This window comes from Faecalibacter sp. (assembly GCF_057177045.1).
In genome coordinates this window covers 2,842,007-2,861,456 of sequence record NZ_CM169987.1, presented here as the reverse complement: position 1 = coordinate 2,861,456, position 19,450 = coordinate 2,842,007, and the positions used below count along the sequence as shown (strand labels likewise).

Annotated in this window: 15 protein-coding genes; 6 read left to right on the top strand and 9 right to left on the bottom strand. The window is 33.8% G+C overall.

The window, feature by feature from the left end; all coding sequences use genetic code 11:
• Positions 1 to 80: 80 nt before the first annotated feature.
• The 3 genes from mnmA to AC1QSP_RS13300 all read right to left on the bottom strand — a co-directional run bounded on the left by mnmA (position 81) and on the right by AC1QSP_RS13300 (position 3,668).
• Positions 81 to 1,274, bottom strand: coding sequence for a tRNA 2-thiouridine(34) synthase MnmA (gene mnmA / locus AC1QSP_RS13310; protein WP_484079103.1), 1,194 nt, complete (start codon positions 1,272 to 1,274; stop codon positions 81 to 83).
• A gap of 54 nt (positions 1,275 to 1,328) precedes the next feature.
• The gene (locus AC1QSP_RS13305; RefSeq protein WP_484079102.1) at positions 1,329 to 2,660 is read right to left on the bottom strand and encodes a Na+/H+ antiporter NhaC family protein; all 1,332 of its coding nucleotides are present in this window, start codon (positions 2,658 to 2,660) and stop codon (positions 1,329 to 1,331) included.
• A 141-nt stretch (positions 2,661 to 2,801) separates the two neighbouring features.
• Positions 2,802 to 3,668 carry a cupin-like domain-containing protein gene (locus tag AC1QSP_RS13300; RefSeq protein ID WP_484079101.1) on the bottom strand — a complete coding sequence of 289 codons (867 nt, stop codon included), beginning with the start codon at positions 3,666 to 3,668 and terminating at the stop codon, positions 2,802 to 2,804.
• Positions 3,669 to 3,773: 105 nt separating this feature from the next.
• Here AC1QSP_RS13300 and AC1QSP_RS13295 point away from each other — a divergent pair, with 105 nt between their 5' ends.
• Entirely contained in the window at positions 3,774 to 6,011 is a 2,238-nt protein-coding gene (locus AC1QSP_RS13295) for an OmpA family protein (RefSeq protein WP_484079100.1), read from the top strand.
• A 43-nt stretch (positions 6,012 to 6,054) separates the two neighbouring features.
• Here the strand turns inward: AC1QSP_RS13295 and AC1QSP_RS13290 are convergent, their stop codons facing one another.
• The gene (locus AC1QSP_RS13290) at positions 6,055 to 7,260 is read right to left on the bottom strand and encodes an RsmB/NOP family class I SAM-dependent RNA methyltransferase (protein WP_484079099.1); all 1,206 of its coding nucleotides are present in this window, start codon (positions 7,258 to 7,260) and stop codon (positions 6,055 to 6,057) included.
• A gap of 23 nt (positions 7,261 to 7,283) precedes the next feature.
• Complete coding sequence (locus AC1QSP_RS13285; RefSeq protein WP_484079098.1) at positions 7,284 to 7,727, bottom strand: acyl-CoA thioesterase; 444 nt, start codon at positions 7,725 to 7,727, stop codon at positions 7,284 to 7,286.
• Positions 7,728 to 8,064: 337 nt separating this feature from the next.
• On the opposite strand from AC1QSP_RS13285, the gene AC1QSP_RS13280 reads away from it, so the two are divergent.
• A complete protein-coding gene (locus AC1QSP_RS13280) occupies positions 8,065 to 10,197 on the top strand; it encodes a Tex family protein (protein ID WP_484079097.1) in 2,133 nt (710 codons plus the stop codon).
• A gap of 234 nt (positions 10,198 to 10,431) precedes the next feature.
• Entirely contained in the window at positions 10,432 to 10,599 is a 168-nt protein-coding gene (locus tag AC1QSP_RS13275) for a DUF4844 domain-containing protein (RefSeq protein WP_484079096.1), read from the top strand.
• Positions 10,600 to 10,635: 36 nt separating this feature from the next.
• Here AC1QSP_RS13275 and AC1QSP_RS13270 read toward each other — a convergent pair whose 3' ends face one another.
• Genes AC1QSP_RS13270 through ileS form a run of 3 tightly spaced genes read right to left on the bottom strand, consistent with a single transcriptional unit; the run spans position 10,636 to position 15,088 of the window.
• The gene (locus AC1QSP_RS13270; RefSeq protein ID WP_484079095.1) at positions 10,636 to 11,280 is read right to left on the bottom strand and encodes a lipoprotein signal peptidase; all 645 of its coding nucleotides are present in this window, start codon (positions 11,278 to 11,280) and stop codon (positions 10,636 to 10,638) included.
• A gap of 11 nt (positions 11,281 to 11,291) precedes the next feature.
• A complete protein-coding gene (locus tag AC1QSP_RS13265; RefSeq protein ID WP_121933593.1) occupies positions 11,292 to 11,675 on the bottom strand; it encodes a TraR/DksA family transcriptional regulator in 384 nt (127 codons plus the stop codon).
• Positions 11,676 to 11,680: 5 nt separating this feature from the next.
• On the bottom strand, positions 11,681 to 15,088 hold the full coding sequence (gene ileS, locus AC1QSP_RS13260) for an isoleucine--tRNA ligase (RefSeq protein WP_484079094.1): 3,408 nt from the start codon (positions 15,086 to 15,088) through the stop codon (positions 11,681 to 11,683).
• Between the two features lie 213 nt (positions 15,089 to 15,301).
• Here ileS and AC1QSP_RS13255 point away from each other — a divergent pair, with 213 nt between their 5' ends.
• The 3 genes from AC1QSP_RS13255 to AC1QSP_RS13245 are packed head-to-tail and all read left to right on the top strand — an operon-like array spanning position 15,302 to position 18,741.
• Positions 15,302 to 16,921 (top strand): DUF4836 family protein, encoded by a 1,620-nt coding sequence (locus tag AC1QSP_RS13255; RefSeq protein WP_484079093.1) that lies wholly within the window; start codon positions 15,302 to 15,304, stop codon positions 16,919 to 16,921.
• A complete protein-coding gene (locus AC1QSP_RS13250) occupies positions 16,908 to 17,552 on the top strand; it encodes an ATP-binding cassette domain-containing protein (RefSeq protein WP_484079092.1) in 645 nt (214 codons plus the stop codon). Before AC1QSP_RS13255 ends, AC1QSP_RS13250 begins: the two co-directional genes overlap by 14 nt.
• Positions 17,553 to 17,598: 46 nt before the next feature.
• On the top strand, positions 17,599 to 18,741 hold the full coding sequence (locus AC1QSP_RS13245) for an FtsX-like permease family protein (RefSeq protein WP_484079091.1): 1,143 nt from the start codon (positions 17,599 to 17,601) through the stop codon (positions 18,739 to 18,741).
• A gap of 46 nt (positions 18,742 to 18,787) precedes the next feature.
• Here the strand turns inward: AC1QSP_RS13245 and AC1QSP_RS13240 are convergent, their stop codons facing one another.
• A complete protein-coding gene (locus tag AC1QSP_RS13240; RefSeq protein ID WP_484079090.1) occupies positions 18,788 to 19,435 on the bottom strand; it encodes a porin family protein in 648 nt (215 codons plus the stop codon).
• Positions 19,436 to 19,450 lie beyond the last annotated feature (15 nt).

The following is a 19,450-nucleotide window of genomic DNA, read 5'->3' as shown; positions in this document are numbered from 1 at the left end:
CTTTTTTTAGGTGGTTTAAAAATATAAAAAAAGCGCTTAGAAAAAATCCTAAGCGCTTGAATATTATCGTTAATGTTTTACTAATAATTAATTACACCTGAACCAATTAACTCGTCATCGATATACCATGCGCAGAATTGTCCTTCTGTAATCGCGGATTGCGGATTTAAGAATTCGACATAAAGCCCCTCTTTTGCTTTATGTAATGTAGCCATTTGTAACGGTTGACGGTAACGAATACGCGCCATAATTTCTTTAGTTTCTCCTTCTTCTAAAGCTAAATCTTCACGAACCCAGTGAATTTCTTCTTCTTTGATAAATAATGCTTTTTTCAATAATCCCGGATGATTTGCTCCCTGACCAGTGTAAATAACATTTTCTTTCACATCGGTATCAATCACAAATAATGGTTCTACTTTTCCTCCTACACCTAGACCTTTACGTTGTCCTCTTGTGAAGTAATGCGCACCTTGGTGTTGTCCTACCACTTCACCATCTTCTTTTGTATAAGAATATCCACGAGCTTCAAACTCTAAAGCTTCATATTTCGAGTGGAATGTAGGTACTGTTCGTTCAAAACCTTTCCAATCTTTAGCCACTTCAATGATTTCACCTGTTTTTGGTTTTAATTGTTGTTGTAAAAATTCAGGCAAACTAACTTTCCCAATAAAACATAATCCTTGTGAATCCTTTTTATCCGCAGTGACTAACCCTTGTTCTTTGGCTATGCGACGAACCTCTGGTTTTTCAATTCCTCCAATTGGAAATAATGCTTTCGACAATTGTTCTTGTGATAACTGACATAAGAAATACGATTGATCTTTATTGTTATCCAATCCTTTCAACAATTGAAAGACTTCTTTCCCATCTTCATCAATAAAAGATGTTTTACGTGCATAATGTCCCGTTGCGACATAATCTGCACCTAAATCTAATGCCGTTTTTAAGAATAAATCAAATTTAATTTCGCGGTTACATAAAACATCTGGATTCGGAGTACGCCCCTGCTCATATTCATTAAACATATAATCTACAATACGCTCCTTATACGAATCAGACATATCAATTACTTGAAATGGAATTCCCAATTTTTCAGCAATTAATAAAGCGTCAGCGCTATCTTCAATCCACGGACATTCGTCTTCTAACGTTACCGATGCATCGTTCCAATTACGCATAAATAATCCAATAACATCATACCCTTGTTCTTTTAACAAATAGGCTGTTACACTTGAATCAACTCCCCCAGAAAGTCCTACGACAACTCTTTTCATTCTCTTAATTTTCAGATGGCAAAATTACAAAATAATATTTGAAGGAATCTTATCCTACATCAATTCGTTCTTTTTCTTTGTATAAGGTGAAATAAAAACGATAAAAACAAGTAAACTGATACCAGTTAAAAATGGATAATACAAGTTTGATATGACCTCTAAAGAAGATACTGTAGGCAATCCTGTAGAAACGACTTTCGTAACAGCTACAGCCGATAGAACTTGTGCTCCATAGGGAATAACCCCTTGTACAAAACAAGAAACGGTATCGAGAATACTCGCTACTCGCTTAGGAATTAACCCGTGTTGATCCGAAATCTCTTTGGCCACAGGCCCCACAATTAAAATGGCAATGGTATTATTGGCAAGTGCGGCATCAGCTAATGCAATTAATCCCGCGATACTTAGTTCAGCTTGTTTCTTATTTCGAATATTTTTTGTGAGTAGATGAATAATAAACTCTAATCCCCCATTATAGCGAACGATTCCTACAACTCCCCCTATGATTAGACAAAGAATACTCAATTCAAACATACCCGAAAAACCGGTATTAATATTTTTAATCAACTCCAACATCGGAATTTGATTATTAAAGATTCCCAAGCCAATAAATCCTACAATTCCAATTATCAATGACCAAATCACGTTTAATCCTGAAATCGCAAGTCCAAAAACCAATACATATGGAATAATCGAAATTAAATCATACTCTAAATTTTGTTGCTGAATATGAGACACATCCAAATCTTGACTGATAAGATAATACAATACGATGGAAACTATTGCAGCGGGTAATACAATCCTAAAATTGGATTTGAATTTTGATTTCATATCCACATCTTGAGTACGCGTGGCAGCAATAGTTGTATCTGAAATGAAGGATAGGTTATCCCCAAACATAGCACCTCCTACAATAGAACCTAGTAAGATAGCAGTTGAACCCGGAATAATTTTTTCCAACTCAACAGCTATGGGGGACAATGTAACAATTGTTCCTACAGAAGTCCCAAGGGATACCGAAATAAAACAAGCGATCAGAAAGAATCCAGCAACGATAAAGTTTTCAGGCAATAAGGTGACAAATAAATTGACCGTTGACGTCACTGCACCAGTCGCTGAGCCTAAACTTCCAAACGCACCAGCTAATAAGAAGATGAGGATCATTAATACAATGGTCTCTTCCCCTGCTCCTTTACAAAACGCCTCTATTTTCGAATTAAAATTTACTTTAGGAAATTGTAAAAAGGCTAGTACAAGTGCAAACACAAAAATAACAATAGCCGGAACGGAATAAAAGTCGTTTAGTACAATGGATGCCGTAAAATAAATTAGAATAAAGACGATTAAAGGCAACAATGCCCAAAAACTTCCTTGTTTACTTTTCATATGGATATAATTTCGAATTATACCTCAGAATTACATTCGGATAGTATATCATTCGATGGGTTGTTAATTAAGTCAATTAAAACGAAAAAAGGAAGTTGTATTAAAAACTTCCTTTCTTCATATTTTGTTGATCGGTACGATTTATTTGAATATTAATTTGTTGGTCTCTGTAATTGCTCGTTCATTTTTTTCTTCGATCCAAGCTTGGCCTTTTATTTTTCGCATAATATTATCAATATTTCGCATAATGAATATATTATAAACCGCTTCTGTAAAGTTCTTCGGTTTATGAGCTAATGAACGTAAACTCATCGAAAAACCTGGTGTAATGTATTTCATATAATGCCACCAACCTTCAGGCATGTATAACATTTCACCGTGCTTTAAATCAGCCATCATCGGATTGATATGTTTTAATGCAGGCCATTTTTCAAAATCAGGGTTATCAAAATCAATATCTTCACGACAAATCACCGAATACGGAATTTTGTACATATACTTTGAATCCGTTGGTGGAACGATGATACATTTTTTCTCACCTGCAAAATGAAAATGTAAAATATTCGCTAAATCAATATCATAATGCATAAAAACATTAGATCCTGCACCTCCAATAAAAAGCATAGGCATCGATTTAAATAAATTTAAACCCAAATCGGGCATCCGATAATCTTTTTGAAGTTGCGGAACTTGGCTCATCAAATTATATAAGAAAATACGTAAATCGGTTGGTCCTGATTGCAATAAATCCACATATTCGCTCATCTTCATCTTTGCAACAGGCTCGTTTACTTTTTTGGTATAATCTACCGGATCGTTGTTATAAAGCGGCACCACTTTTTCCCCAGCGACTTGCTTTAGATACTCAAAGTTCCATTTTTCATAAGCAGGCCAATCTTCAGTTATACGTTCAACCACAACAGGTTTCTGAGGTTTTACGTAATATTTTTGAAAGTCTTTAGCCGAAATCGACTCAACTCTCTCAACTTCAGTAAATTTAAATCCCATTTAATATAAATTTTACGCAAATTTAATGAACAATTTTGTTAAATTATTAGATTATAATTATTCTTGCTAATGAAAGACTAAAGATTTATCTATTATACTTAAACCATGCGAATTTTTTACCTAACTATTCTATTCATTCTTACCCTATTTCAGCCCAGTTACGGTCAAAATACATTTCCTTACTTAGAAACAAAAAATTTAAAAGATTTTGAAAAAATTTCCGCAGACAGTCTTCGCGTTGATTTTTTATTGAATCATTTTTTAGGGGATGTACAATACCATTATACATACACCAATCGTGCAGACGTACCCATTGATCTTCGATTTGTGGTTCCTCAACATCATGCCCAAAATGTCTATGAATTAAAAGCTGAATTCAATCAAAAGATGGTGCAATTGGAATCAAAGCCCATTTATACCGTTCGTCAAGAAATCAAAAAATTACAATCAAAAAGTGGATATGATAATCAAATCAAAACTCAAAATCTGATCTTAAACTTACATCAAGTAAAACCAGGAGAAAAGATTATTATCGATTTAAAACTTTCTAAAATTATTGATCATCAAGAAATCGAGTATCAACTTACGGTTCCAGAACCTATTGCTCTACGCACAGAGCAATTTACTTCCATTGGTAAAGATGAAAAAACAAAAAAATCCTCCGCAAACGAATTCCATTTTCAAATCACTGGAAACATTCCATTGGATAATACTTTATTGAATAAAGTCGTTCCAACCATCAAAAAAATATCTCCCAAACATTGGTCATTTACGGCCAAAGGGAATCAAAAAATTAATTTGACGTATCAATATGAAGCAAAAAAAATCAATTCTGCGGTTCAACATTTTTCAGAAAACGGGTGTGATTATATTTTAGGAATTATACAACCGCCTAAAGAAATTAAAACTATTGCGCCACGTGAGTTTATATTTGTAATTGATGCTTCAGGTTCCATGAAAGGTAAACCTATTGAAGAATTAAAGAAAATGATGGCTTCAACCCTTCGTCAACTCAAAGCAGAAGAAAAGTTTAACATCGTATTGTACGCTACCAATCAAGAAAATTTTTCGAATCATTCGGTGGATGCCAGCAAAGAAAATATTGAGAAAGCCATTGAATTCATCCATAAAGAATACGGTAAAGGGGCAACGAAACTCAATGAAGCCATTGATAAAATTCAAGCCTTCAAAGTGAATCCCGAATACAACCGAATTATTACCATTATTTCGGATGGCGATTTGGACATCAATCAAAACTTACATTTATCCATTAAATCACACCTTAAATATGCTCAATTTTTTGTGTTAGGCATTGGTCATACGATTGATTATCGTGCCATGAACTTTTTATCCCTAACCACTGGAAATCGACCAATTGTGATTAATAATGAATATGAAATGGGGTATAAAATAAAACAGTTTCAAAAACAGCTTTTAAAACCTTTATTGAGAAATATTCAGGTTCAATCGAAAAGCATTAATTTAAATGAAACTTATCCGAAAAACTTTAACGGCTATTTGTCCAATGAACCTGTGCATTTTGTTTCGAAAGACTGTAAAAAAGTTTATCCAAAACAATTGAACTTAACAGCGAAAAATGGAAATGAAACCTATCAATCTCAATTTGAAATTACAAAAGCCAATCCCTCGCATTTATCCGAAGCTATTAAATTTTATTGGATCAAACAACGAATTGATTTCCTTTTAAAAGATGAAGATCGTTGTGGTGAAATTTGTAAAGCGGATGGTCGCTACCGTAAAGAAATCGAGAAATTAGGGATGGAATTTAATTTATCGACCCCTTATACAGTCTTAATCCAAAATAATGACAACAGTAATTTTAGTCAAGATTACGATACCGATGGCGATGGAATTGCAGATTGGTTTGATGAATGCATCAATGAAAAAGGTCCATTGTTAACAAAAGGTTGTCCTGTAGATCAACTTAAAGGGGATGCGAAAGCCATTTATGTTCAGGATTATTCGAATGAATTAATACGTGTAGTGGAATTTGAATTTGATCAAACGGTAATTCGTCCTGTTGATTATCCCATTTTGGATCGAATTGTAAAGCTAATGAAAACGAATTCAAATTTAAACTTTGTCGTCGAAGGACATACCGACGCCATGGGAAGTAGTGAATACAATAAAACCTTATCCCTTAATCGTGCGAAAGCAGTTGTCCAATATTTGAAAGAGAAAGGAGTGAATGAAAAACGTTTTACGATATCAGGTAAAGGAGATACCGAATTAAAATATACGATGTGTAGACCTGCAGAAAAATGTGAGCCTTGGAAAAACTTACAAAACCGTCGGGTAGAGTTTCAACTAAAAAAGGATTAAGCATGGCTTAATCCTTTATAATTATTTAAAATCTTATTTTTTTTTAAGATACACGCTCAATTAACGCCATGTAAAAACCATCATAACCCGATTCAGAAGGATAATATGTTTTATCGTTAATTAATTTGTAGTTGGGATTATTCGCTAAGAATTTCTCTACTTGTTCTTGATTTTCCGATGGTAAAATCGAACATGTTGCATAGACCATTAATCCACCCACTTTGATAATCTTCGAATAATCATTGATGATCATCGCTTGCGTTTCACGGATACGATCTAAGAATTCAGGATCCAATTTCCATTTGGCATCCGGATTACGACGTAAAACACCAAAACCAGAACAAGGCGCATCAATCAATAAACGATCTGCAGAGTTCGCCATTTTCTTGATTGTTTTAGACTCAATTAAACGAGTCTGAATGTTTTGAACATCATTACGAGAGGCACGACGTTTTAATTCTTTTAACTTCCACTCGTGAATATCCATGGCAATGATTTGTCCTTTGTTATTCATTAATGATGCTAAATGTAATGTTTTACCTCCTGCTCCTGCACATGCATCAACCACACGCATTCCAGGTTCAACACGCAAATATGGCGCAATCATTTGAGAACCGGCATCCTGAACTTCGAAAAATCCATTTTGGAATTCATCGGTTCTGAAGATATTTGTTTTCTCTTCAAGCTCTAATGCATCTTGATATTTTGATAAAACTTTCGTCTTAATCTGACGTTGTTTTAATAATTTCTGTAATGTTTTACGATCCGTTTTTAAAGTATTGACACGTAATACCGTTGGAGCTGGAATATTCATCGCTTGCGCTTCCTCAATCCAACGATCACCTAATTCGGCTTGACCAACTTCAAACATCCAATCAGGATAAGACTCCGCTACCGCTTGATTTTTAGCAGATTTGTGATGTCTTTTTAAAATTTCTTTATGATTGATACGTGAAAATTCTTCCCAAGATGGTAATTTTTCTTCAGGATCTAATGCAAACCACGTCCCTACAAACTCCCATAATGTATCTGGAGCCAAAGGACGAGCCATTGCCCCTTCCACTAATCTTTTCCAACGTACTAAATCATAAACCGTTTCTGCAATGAATGCTCGATCTCGAGCTCCCCATTGCTTATTTGACTTAAGGGTACGTTCAACTTCTTTATCAGCATATTTTCCTTCGAAGAAAATATTATTCAATGTATCGGTAATCCCGACAAACAAATTTTTATACGGTAAAATCTTCATAATTCGGTGCAAATTTACAAAGACTAAATTGTTTTGTGTGTATCAAAATCGTTTTTAAGGATATTTTTCACAATTTCGGGGACTTCAACCACCTTATTTGTAGCATAATCGAACGTGACCATTCCGGTTTTTACTTTTGCTATTAGCTTTTCACCACATGTAATTTGATAAAATAGATCAAAACTAACTCGTGTAAAATCGCCAACGGATATCGAAAATTCTAAAGCATCATGATAGAAGGCTTGATTTTTATATTCCACAGCCACATCCGCCATAATCATTCCCGCACCTCCTATGTTCATTTCGTTCCAACCAAAATGATTTAAAAATTGTACTCTTGCTTCATGAACTAAAGAAAGGACGCGATCATTCGCTAAATGATTGCCATAATTCAGATCAGTAATACGAACAGGAATTGTGGTTTTAAAAATAAAATCTTGAGGGATATTGATTTTGATTCGAGCCATTGTAGTATTTAATTTAAGACTCAAATATAACATAAAATAGAAAGGGTTTTAGTTTTTCAACTAAAACCCAATTGATTTTTAACTTACTTTCGCAAGCATAATTTAACATTAAAAAAAAATCAATCTTACTCTCTACTACCTATTGCTAATTTAGAAAGTAAAAATTAATTTTCCAAACATTCATATAAAGATTTTTACTTTTTATTGAAAAATTAATTGATTTTAAATCAAATTGATACGAATAAAATAATTAATAAATATTACTTACCCTTTATTGCGCCCTATTTCAGAGGGAATCACAAAAAAATTGTAATTTGCATCATTATTTTGACCCATTATGGAATTGACAACATTCATTCAAAAATCATTGCCAAATCTTTCGGAAAAATCGATTTTAAATACCATTAAATGTTTAAACGATGATTTCACTATACCATTTATTGCGAGATATCGTAAAGAAATGACAGGAAACTTAGATGAAGTTGAAATTTCTGCAATTAAAAAACTTAAAAGTGTTTACGATGAAATCGTTAGTCGAAAATCATTTATCATCCAAACATTAAAAGAAACTCATGTTTTAACACCCGATTTAGAAGCTAAAATTTTAAAATCATTTGATCTTAATCAACTCGAAGATATCTATTTGCCTTTTAAGAAAAAGAAAAAAACAAAGGCGACCATCGCCAAAGAAAAAGGCTTAGAACCATTGGCAAAAATCATCATGAAACAAAACATGATTAATGATTTAGACCAATTAATTGCCAATTATCTCAATGATGAAGTCACGACCAATGCAGAAGCGTTAGAAGGTGTTAATTCTATTATTGCAGAATGGATCAATGAAAATGAATACGTTCGTCAACGCTTACGCGAAATGTATCGTCGCCAAGCTACAATTCATTCGAAGGGTGTAAAAGCCAAAATGGATGATGAAAATGCTAAAGTGTATGCCAATTATTTCGATTTTGAGGAACCGTTAAAAAAATGTGCTGCCCATCGTCTTTTGGCTATGCTTCGAGGAGAGCGCGAAGGGTACTTAAAGCTTACCATTGCCATCGATAAAAAAGATGCCTATAAATTCTTGGAATATACGTTGGTAAAATCCTTACAACCTGAAATTTCCTGGATCATTGAAGAAGCAATTAAAGACAGCTACAAACGTTTGTTAGCACCATCTATCGTAACAGAAGTTTTAAAAGAAGCCAAACAAAAAGCCGATCTAAATTCGATAGAAGTCTTCTCAAAAAACTTAAATCAATTGTTACTTGCTCCACCTTTGGGGCAGAAAAGAATCTTAGCCATTGATCCGGGGTACAAATCTGGCTGTAAAATTGTTTGTTTAGATGAACAAGGCGATTTATTGCACAATGAAAACATCTATCCACACGCGCCACAAAACGACAAAGCAGGTGCGATAAAAAAATTAAAATCGTTAGTTAATGCTTATCAAATTGAAGCCATATCGATTGGAAATGGAACCGCCTCACGCGAGACCGAAAACTTGGTCCAAAACATTGCATTTGATCGTCCCCTAAAAGTTTTTATTGTGAATGAAGCCGGTGCCTCTGTTTATTCCGCTTCTAAAATTGCACGAGAAGAATTTCCAGACAAAGATGTTACTGTACGTGGAGCTGTTTCTATAGGTCGACGTTTACAAGATCCTTTAGCTGAATTGGTTAAAATTGATCCTAAATCCATTGGAGTTGGTCAATATCAACATGATGTCGATCAAACCTTATTAAAAAATGAATTGGATGAGGTGGTATCTATCTGTGTGAATAAAGTGGGTGTTCATTTGAATACAGCCAGCAAACATTTATTGAATTATGTTTCAGGAATTGGAGAAAAATTAGCCGAAAACATTGTTCAATATCGTTCTGAAAATGGTCCTTTTTCCAGTCGTGAAGAGCTTAAAAAAGTACCTCGATTGGGTGAAAAAGCATACCAACAAGCTTCAGCCTTTCTACGCATTCCAAATGGAAAAAATCCGTTGGATAATTCAGCGGTTCACCCCGAATCCTATGGAATTGTAAAGCAAATGGCGAAGGACCTTCAAGTAGATGTAAAGGACTTAATCCAAAATTCTGAATTAATTCAGCAAATTGACATAGAAAAATATATAACTCCAACCATCGGTTTACTGACATTACACGATATTATAAAAGAATTAGAAAAACCTGGTTTAGATCCACGAGCATCAGCTACAGTATTTAGTTTTGATTCGCGTTTAAAGAAATTTGAAGATTTAAAATTGGGTATGAAGGTCCCTGGAATTGTTAATAACATCACCAATTTTGGTTGTTTTGTAGATATTGGCTTAAAAGAAAATGGACTTGTTCATATTTCTAAAATTTGTCAAGAATTTATTTCTGATGTTTCGACGAAAGTTCATTTGCAACAACAAGTACAAGTGACAGTAATTGGAATTGATGAGGAAAAACGAAAAATACAACTTTCAATGATTGACTAAATATGAGGTATTGTAGACCATTATCCATGGTTCTTTTATCATATTCTTTTGTAAGTTAGGGACAACAGCCCACCTAAAAAAAATTTGAACCCTTTATTCAGAAAGAAAAATTCAAAACAACTAATACAGTATCTGCTGAGAGTTTAAACTGGTGTAGAAAAGAAAATAAATCACTTAGCGAATGTTTTAGAGCTGAGTAATACCAGTAATCATCCAGATAATCGTTATTATTAGTTGGCTATTAAAAAAACAACTGATGAATTCAAGCTTTATGAATTGGATTTAAGGGTACAAGATAAAACCATAATCGCTCATTATTTCGAAGAATTTATGGGTTTTATTCATTTAGAAAGTTCTGAAGGTATCCTGAATGATTTTGTGTTTGGAATTAAAATACCATAAAAAAACCACTTCATTTTTGAAGTGGTTTTTTTTATTTTAAAACTTAATTTTCTGACCTGAGTCTGTAATAAAAGCTTTGTTTCTAAAAATAAATAAGGCAAAACCTCCGATTGAAATTGCAGTATCAGCAATATTAAATACGGGTTGAAAGAATTTGTAGTGTTGACCTCCAACAAATGGAATCCATGTAGGCCAGTCAAACTCCACTAATGGAAAATATAACATATCCACAACACAACCAGTTAACCATCCGGAATAACCCGAGAAATCAGCTGATGCGACACCTGGATACCCTACCCAACCGCCAAACATTGTATCCCACGTTGTTCCTTTATCAAAAAGAACCCCATAAAAGATACAGTCGATAACATTTCCTATTGCTCCTGCAAGGACTAAACCTACGGGAATGATAAAGTAGTTATTCGAAATACGTTTCGACCATTCGTAGATATAATAAATAATACCTCCAATAAGTATAATTCGTAGTACAGTTAAAATAATTTTTCCTGTTACCCCACCAAACTCCATTCCGTATGCCATTCCAGGATTTTCTACAAAGGCGATTTTGAACCAGCTAAACACTTCGACATCCTCGCCTAAGAAGAAATTAGTTTTGACATATATTTTTGATACTTGGTCTATGAATAGAACCAATAAAGTAATCCAAAATATTTTTTTCAAAAAATTATATTTTAACGTTGTAAATTCTTCGCCTCGATACTTAAAGTAGCGTGAGGAACTAATTTTAATCGCTCGGGATTAATTAATTTTCCTGTCACACGACAAATACCATACGTTTTATTTTCGATGCGAATTAATGCATTTTTTAAATCTCTGATGAATTTTTCTTGGCGCGATGCTAATTGTGCATTTTGCTCTTTACTCATCGTTTCAGAACCTTCTTCGAAGGCTTTGAATGTTGGAGACGTGTCGTCAGTTCCATTGGAACTGTCATTCATGTAAGCCTCTTTCAAAAGTTCATAATCACGAATGGCTTGATCAAGCTTTTCTTGAATTAAAACTCTGAATTCTTCTAATTCCTTATCAGAATACCTTACTCTTTCGTCTGTAGTCATAAGCGTTACATTTTTTGTATCGCAATCACTGTTTCGATTCCATTGATTTCTACTTCTACTCCATTATCAATAGCATCTACTAATTCTAATGCTACAGTTAATGTTTCTGAAGTGATATACTCTTGGTTTCCTTCCACAGCTTTTACGATTGGTTCATCATTTTTTAGTAATAGTTTGATTTTGTCAGTTACTTCTAATCCAGTCTCTTTACGTAAATTTTGTACACGATTGACTAATTCACGCGCAATCCCTTCATTGATTAATTCATCCGTTAACTGTAAATCTAAAGCCACAGTCAAAGTAGCATTAGAAGCTACAGTCCAACCAGGAATATCTTTCGTTGAAATTTCGAAATCTTCTACTTCTAAAGTATAAGTTTTATTGTCGATTACCAAATCAATTTTCCCTTCAGCTTCTAATTTAACAATTTCATCATTCGATAATTGTGCTGTAGCAGCAGAGATTGCCTTCATTTCTTTACCAAATTTTGGTCCTAAAGTTTTGAAGTTAGGCTTAATTGATTTTACCAATAAATTCGAAGCTTCTTCGTTTGTTAAAAGCTGAATTTCTTTTACATTAACCTCCTGTTTTAATAACTCTGTAACAGATTCTAATTTTTGTTTCATCGAATCATTTAATACAGGTATAATAACTTTTTGTAAAGGTTGACGTACTTTATTATCACTTAACTTACGTAAGGATAAAATCATACTTGTAGCCGTTTGCGCTAAGTGTGTTTGTTCCTCTAAATCGGCTTTAATTAACGATTCATCCACTTTAGGGAATAAGGCTAAATGAACAGATTCTGCAGTATTTTTACCTGTTGCATTGTTTAAGTCTTTGTATAAGCGATCCATGAAGAATGGAGCGATTGGAGATCCTAAAATTGCTACAGTTTCTAATACACTATATAATGTTTGATAAGCAGAGATTTTATCTTTTGAGTACTCTCCTTTCCAGAAACGTCTTCTTGATAAACGGATGTGCCAATTCGATAAGTTATCGATTACGAATTCTTGAATTGCACGAGCGGCTTTTGTTGGTTCGTATTCTGCTAAATAGGTATCAACTTTCTTCGTTAATGTATTTAACTCCGATAAAATCCATTGGTCTAATTCCGCACGTTCTTCTACTGGGATTTCTTCTTCCGCATACGTAAATCCATCCACGTTGGCATATAGAGCAAAGAATGAATACGTGTTGTATAAAGTACCGAATAATTTACGACGTACCTCATCTACTCCTGCTAAATCGAATTTTAAGTTTTCCCATGGTTGAGCATTTGCAATCATGTACCAACGCGTTGCATCAGGACCATAAGTCGCTAAAGTTTCGAATGGATCAACGGCATTTCCTAAACGTTTTGACATTTTTTGTCCGTTTTTATCCAACACTAAACCGTTAGACACCACGTTTTTGTATGCTTTTGAATCAAATACTAATGTTCCGATCGCGTGTAAGGTATAGAACCAACCACGGGTTTGGTCTACCCCTTCCGCAATGAAATCGGCTGGGTACATTGTTCCGTTATCGATTAATTCTTTGTTCTCGAATGGATAGTGCACTTGTGCATAAGGCATTGCTCCTGAATCGAACCATACGTCAATTAAGTCCGACTCACGTTTCATTGGCTTACCTGAAGCAGAAACTAATGTGATTTCATCCACTACATTTTTGTGTAAGTCAATTAAATCATAATTTGCATCAGACATATCCCCCACTTTGAAACCATCAAATGGATTCGAAGTCATGAAACCTGCAGCAATTGCTTTTTCAATTTCAGCGACTAATTCTTCAACAGAACCAACAACCGTTACTTCGTCCCCTTCGTCCGTTCTCCAAATTGGTAATGGAATTCCCCAGTAACGAGAACGCGATAAGTTCCAATCGTTCGCATTTTCTAACCAGTTTCCGAAACGTCCTTCTCCAGTAGCTTTTGGTTTCCAGTTAATTTCTTTGTTCAATTCAACCATACGGTCTTTTACCGCAGTAACTTTAATGAACCAAGAATCTAATGGGTAATATAAAATTGGTTTATCCGTTCTCCAACAGTGTGGGTAACTGTGTTTGTATTTCTCTACTTTGAACGCTTGATTACGCTCTTTTAATAAAATCGCGATTTCTACGTCTACCGATTTCTCAGGTGCTTGTCCTTCGTCGTAGTATTCGTTTTTCACGTATTTCCCTCCGAAACCTTCACCTAAAGATTCTACAAAACGACCTTGTAAGTCCACCAATGGAACTGCATTTCCGTTCGCATCTAAAACTAACATGGCAGGAACACCAGCATCTTTTGCAACTTTCGCATCATCTGCACCAAAAGTTGGAGCCGTATGAACGATACCCGTACCATCTTCTGTCGTTACGAAATCACCCGGAATCACTTGGAATGCTTGATCTGCATCTTCAAATGGTAAAGCCCATGGTAATAATTGTTCGTAGCGTGCCCCCACTAAATCAGCTCCTTTGTATTCTGCTAATACACGGTAAGGAATTGTTTTATTTCCTGCCGCATAAATCGTGAAATCTTCTTCGGTTTCAGCTAAGAAATAAGGTTTACCGAATTGTTTTCCTACCAACGGTTTTGCTAAGATTACTTTAATCGGTTCAAATGTATATTGATTGAATGTTTCTACTAAAACATAGTCGATTTTTGGTCCAACCGTTAACGCTGTATTTGATGGTAAAGTCCAAGGTGTCGTTGTCCAGGCTAAGAAATAAACCTCACCTTCAACATCTTTTAATAAAGCTGAAGATTCTTTCTTTGCTTTGAATTGTGCGACAATTGTTGTATCTGTAACATCTTGATAAGTCCCAGGTTGGTTTAATTCGTGAGAAGATAAACCTGTCCCTGCTTTTGGAGAATACGGTTGGATCGTATATCCTTTGTATAATAAATCTTTGTTATAGATTTGTTTTAACAACCACCATACTGATTCCATGTATTTTGGCTTGTACGTGATATAGGGATCATTCATATCCACCCAATATCCCATTTTCTCCGTTAAGTCATTCCACAAATCTGTGTAACGCATAACCGTGTTTTTACAAGCTTCGTTATATTCTGTTACCGAAATTTTACTTCCAATATCTTCTTTTGTAATTCCTAATTCTTTCTCAGTACCTAATTCAACTGGTAAACCGTGTGTATCCCAACCTGCTTTACGGAAAACTTGTTTTCCTTTTAAGGTTTGGTAACGACAAAATATATCTTTGATCGAACGTGCTAATACGTGGTGAATTCCTGGCTTTCCGTTTGCTGAAGGTGGTCCTTCATAGAAAACGTACGAATCATTCCCTTCACGAGACGTAATACTTTTCTCAAAAACATTATTTTCTTTCCAATCTTGTAAAGTATCCTGTGCGACTTGTACTAAGTCTAAGTGTTTATATTCTTTGAATTTATTTGCCATGAATTCTGAGTTTATTTCTTTCTAAATCAAGGTTTGCGAATATAAGTAAAAATGCTAAAATATTGTAATATTTAGCCCACTTATAAAGATTTCCTTAACATATTTTGAATTTAAAGAATAAATCGTTGAAAATGGAGAAAATCTTTAATGAATTGTAAAATAATTTACCAATTTTGTAGAGACCAATTAGTAACGACTTTATAGTGAACACTCATGAAAAAAATAGTATATATCACTTGTTTATTCCTATGCACTTTACAATTTATTAGTTGCAGTAAAGGGAAAAATTATGTTGAGATTATTCCTTCTGATGCTGATTTTGTGATTCAATTAAACCCAAAAACCATTGCTGAAAAAGGGAACTTTAAGGAATTGGAAAAATATCAAATGGCTCAATTTCTGACAAGGGAAGTGAAAAACCAAGACCCTGCATTGGCAAAGTTGTTTGATGAAATCAGACAATCTCCAACCTCATTTGGATTAGACATCATATCTCCCCTCTATATTTTTGGAACCCAATTTCAAAACAAAGTCATTGTAACCTTATCAGTAAACATGGATAATAAAAGTGATTTTGAAGAACAATTGAAAATCATTTATCAAGGCGTCTACAAAAAAGAGATCTCCTTTAAATCTGAACATGGATATACCACTATTGATGGAATAAAGAAACCATTTATGATGTGGGATAAACATAAATTCTTATTTGTTGCTGGGGAATACGGCACTAATGATAAAACCTTAAATGAATATTTCACGAAGCTGAATGCAGCCCAAATCCCTTTGCAAGAAAACAACAGCTTTAAAGATTTTTTGAAGAATTCACAAGACATTAATCTTTGGTATACCGGTAATTTTGTGAAGTATTTTAACCGAGAAATTCAAACGGCGCAAACCAACTTGGATTTAAGTAAAAGTTCATGGGTGACCTATATTTCTTTCAATAACGGGAATATTAGTTTTACCCATAAATTTCATCCTGATGTGGATTCGAAAGTGAAATTAGAAAAACGTCCCATGTGGAAAAACCGAATCAATACGGAATTCTATAAATATTTCCCTGCTGAAAGTTTTATGAACGTTTCATTTGGACTATATCCCAACAATTTAAGAACCCTAACGTATCACAATGACTTTATCAATGATTTAATTGAAACATATCAAATTGATTTGGATCTTTTAAAACAATCATTCGATGGAGACTTATTATACAGTGTTTTTGATTTTGAAGCTGCTCAATCTTATTCCATCAATGATTATTTTAATCAAAAAGAAACTTTTCATCAGACTGTGATTATTCCTCAATTTATCATAGCAGGTAAGATGAAAAATCACTTATTCTATGATCATTTGATTGATAAATTAGGAAAGAATTTGATTCAGAGTGGAAATCATTATCAACTAAAAATAAGGGGGAATTATGGTGTGTATATGACTTTAAAAAATGATATTTTATTTATTACAAACAATTTGATTCAACTCAATAATTTTTCCTTGAATCGCGTCACTAAAAATAATTTTGTCACTTCACCTTACTCGAATAATGCCAACAATCCGATGTTTGGTTATATGAACCTCAACTTAGAAGATTATACGCCTGAAGTTCAACACTATTTTCTAAAAAAAATACCGGTCAGTCATTATCCATCAGTACAATTGGCTTTACAAAATTTAAAGGAAGTTAATGTTAAAACGACTGATGAGTACACTAAAATCGGATCGATTATTTTAAAGAAACAGAGTCCAAATGCTTTGGAGTTTGTCCTTCATTTCTTAGATGATTTTTATCAAGAATTTACCAATACTAATTCATACAGTCGTGAATCAAATTAAATTAAATCATATCATTCCGCATCCCATCAAAGAATTTGGCTTTGACCAATCCATGGTGTGGAATAATGATATTGTATTCGAAAAAGGAAACTATTATCAAATTGTAGCCCCTTCTGGGCTGGGAAAATCAACATTAATCAATATCATTTATGGAGATCGTACAGACTATGTTGGAGAATTAATGTTTGATGATACATCAGCCAAGGCATTAAAACAAAAAGATTGGAATGAAATTCGAAAAACTAAGCTTTCCTACGTCTTTCAAGGATTACATCTGTTTGAAGAATTAACGCTTTTAGAAAATATTCAATTGAAAAATGGATTAACCAAACATGCGACTGAACATCAAATTAAGGTATGGATAGAAGCAGTGGGATTAGAAAAGCATTTGCACCAAAAGGCAGTACATTTGTCTTATGGCCAACGGCAACGTATCGCTGTAATCCGTGCATTTTGTCAACCCTTTGATTTTATGCTCTTAGACGAACCTTTCAGTCACTTGGATGTCATCAATCAAAACCTTTTAATGGATTTAATTGAAATAGAAGCGAAAAAGAAAAAGGCAGGAATAATTTTCACCAGTTTACAACCGATAAAAGACCAAAGAATTCATCATGTCGTACAGCTCTAATCAACTTTTACGTAAAATTGTTCGAAAAGAAATTAGCCTCACTCGAATGATTACATTTTTTATTTTCTCGATTATCGGATTTTATATCCTGATATTAGCCAATATCTTATACTTTGATTATGCTAAGAATTTCACCAAAGACAGTGAAATTTGGAAATCCAACTATATCGTCTTGAATAAAAAAATATCCACCCTTCAAACCATTACTGGTGGCAAACCTACCTTTGACGCCCAAGAGATTGAGGAACTAAAAAATCAATCGTTTGTTACAAATATTGGGAGTTTCCAATCGAGCTTATTTCCCGTAAAACTTCAAATTGGTGGAATTGCTGGTATTCGAGGTTTTTCAACCGATCTATTTTTTGAATCAGTGCCACAAGAGTTTATCGATGTTGAAAATGATGATTGGAATTGGAAACCAGGCGATCGAATAATCCCAATTATTATCCCCAAAAGTTATATTAACCTGTATAATTTTGGATTTGCTTCAAGTCAAGGTTTACCACAAGTTTCTGAAAATTTATTTACACAAATTCCATTTCAATTGGTTTTAGGCAAAGGAGAACATCAACAAATTTACCAAGCTAGGATTGTCGATTTTACCACCAAAATCAACACGATTTTAGTCCCTGAAAATTTTATGCAATGGGCCAATCAGACTTTTGCACCTCAACAAAAATCAGAAGCATCTCGTATCATAATTGAAACAACAAGTGACGGTTCAGTAAATTACACGAATTATTTAGAACAACAGAATTACGATTTGAATAAAGATGAATTAAAAAACAATGAACTAACGGGTTATCTAAAATTAACTTTTAGTTTGGTTGTTTTTATTGGAGGAATTATTGTTTTATCTGCCGTTTGGTTAATGATTATCAACTTCCAGTTGTTGATTGAAAAAAATAAACAGAAAATCAAAGATTTGCATTTAATCGGTTTTTCATCTTCACAGTTGGTAAAGCCTTATTTCATTCTTATGGCGGTGTTTATCATTATTGGTTTTTTAATCAGCGTTCCACTGGTTTGGCAAACGAATCAATATATTCTCGAAAAAATAGGTGGATTTGTACCCATGGAAGAATCCAATGTAGGTTTAATTTTAATGGGGAGCGGATTTGTATTGCTTTTCATTATAGGGTGTAATATGATGATTCTGCAACGCACAATTCAACGAATTATAAAATAAAAAAGGGAGCCATAAAGCTCCCTTTCTACTATTGCATTATTCTGGATTAGAAAGAATATCCTACACCAAATGTAAATCCGTGGTTTTTAGCGTCAAAGTTTGTATCACTTTTGAACGTATCATTTAAACCTAAATAATATCTCGCTCCAACATTGATATGATCGGTAATATTATAACCGATACCCGCTACAGCTCCAAAATCCACTTTTTCTACATTATCTGAGATATCTGTCTTCACTTCTCTTTGAATATTTTGTCCGTTGATATTCGTGTCGTATTTTGCTTTGTTTGAAGCATACACATTAAAACCGACTTGTGGACCAATTTCGAAATTGAAACGAGATCCTCCTGGATAAATTTTTAATACGACAGGAACTTGGATATAATCTAATGTTGTTGTGTTTGAATATGTTGTTGTAATATTTTCCGTATTGACTAATTCATTTTTATATTTGGCACCAATTCGAGAAAAATTAACCTCTGGCTGAATTGCTAACGTTTGATTAATTGGAATGTGATAATATACACCAGCAGACCATCCTAATTTAAAATCATCATCGTTCACATCATCACCTAAAAAAGATGTAACGTTTAAATTTGTTTTAAGACCTAATTGCGGTGTTTCTGTTTTTTCTTGAGCATTCACTCCAGCTAAACCAATTAATCCAACTGCTACAAAAAATAACTTTTTCATTTTTATCATTTTAAA

What these genes read in the sequence shown, in the direction of transcription:
- AC1QSP_RS13245 (WP_484079091.1), top strand. Translation starts at nt 17,599, where the DNA reads ATGATTACATTTTTTATTTTCTCGATTATCGGATTTTATATCCTGATA.
- mnmA (WP_484079103.1), bottom strand. Translation starts at nt 1,274, where the DNA reads ATGAAAAGAGTTGTCGTAGGACTTTCTGGGGGAGTTGATTCAAGTGTA.
- AC1QSP_RS13255 (WP_484079093.1), top strand. Translation starts at nt 15,302, where the DNA reads ATGAAAAAAATAGTATATATCACTTGTTTATTCCTATGCACTTTACAA.
- ileS (WP_484079094.1), bottom strand. Translation starts at nt 15,088, where the DNA reads ATGGCAAATAAATTCAAAGAATATAAACACTTAGACTTAGTACAAGTC.
- AC1QSP_RS13285 (WP_484079098.1), bottom strand. Translation starts at nt 7,727, where the DNA reads ATGGCTCGAATCAAAATCAATATCCCTCAAGATTTTATTTTTAAAACC.
- AC1QSP_RS13265 (WP_121933593.1), bottom strand. Translation starts at nt 11,675, where the DNA reads ATGACTACAGACGAAAGAGTAAGGTATTCTGATAAGGAATTAGAAGAA.
- AC1QSP_RS13280 (WP_484079097.1), top strand. Translation starts at nt 8,065, where the DNA reads ATGGAATTGACAACATTCATTCAAAAATCATTGCCAAATCTTTCGGAA.
- AC1QSP_RS13240 (WP_484079090.1), bottom strand. Translation starts at nt 19,435, where the DNA reads ATGAAAAAGTTATTTTTTGTAGCAGTTGGATTAATTGGTTTAGCTGGA.
- AC1QSP_RS13295 (WP_484079100.1), top strand. Translation starts at nt 3,774, where the DNA reads ATGCGAATTTTTTACCTAACTATTCTATTCATTCTTACCCTATTTCAG.
- AC1QSP_RS13290 (WP_484079099.1), bottom strand. Translation starts at nt 7,260, where the DNA reads ATGAAGATTTTACCGTATAAAAATTTGTTTGTCGGGATTACCGATACA.
- AC1QSP_RS13305 (WP_484079102.1), bottom strand. Translation starts at nt 2,660, where the DNA reads ATGAAAAGTAAACAAGGAAGTTTTTGGGCATTGTTGCCTTTAATCGTC.
- AC1QSP_RS13300 (WP_484079101.1), bottom strand. Translation starts at nt 3,668, where the DNA reads ATGGGATTTAAATTTACTGAAGTTGAGAGAGTTGAGTCGATTTCGGCT.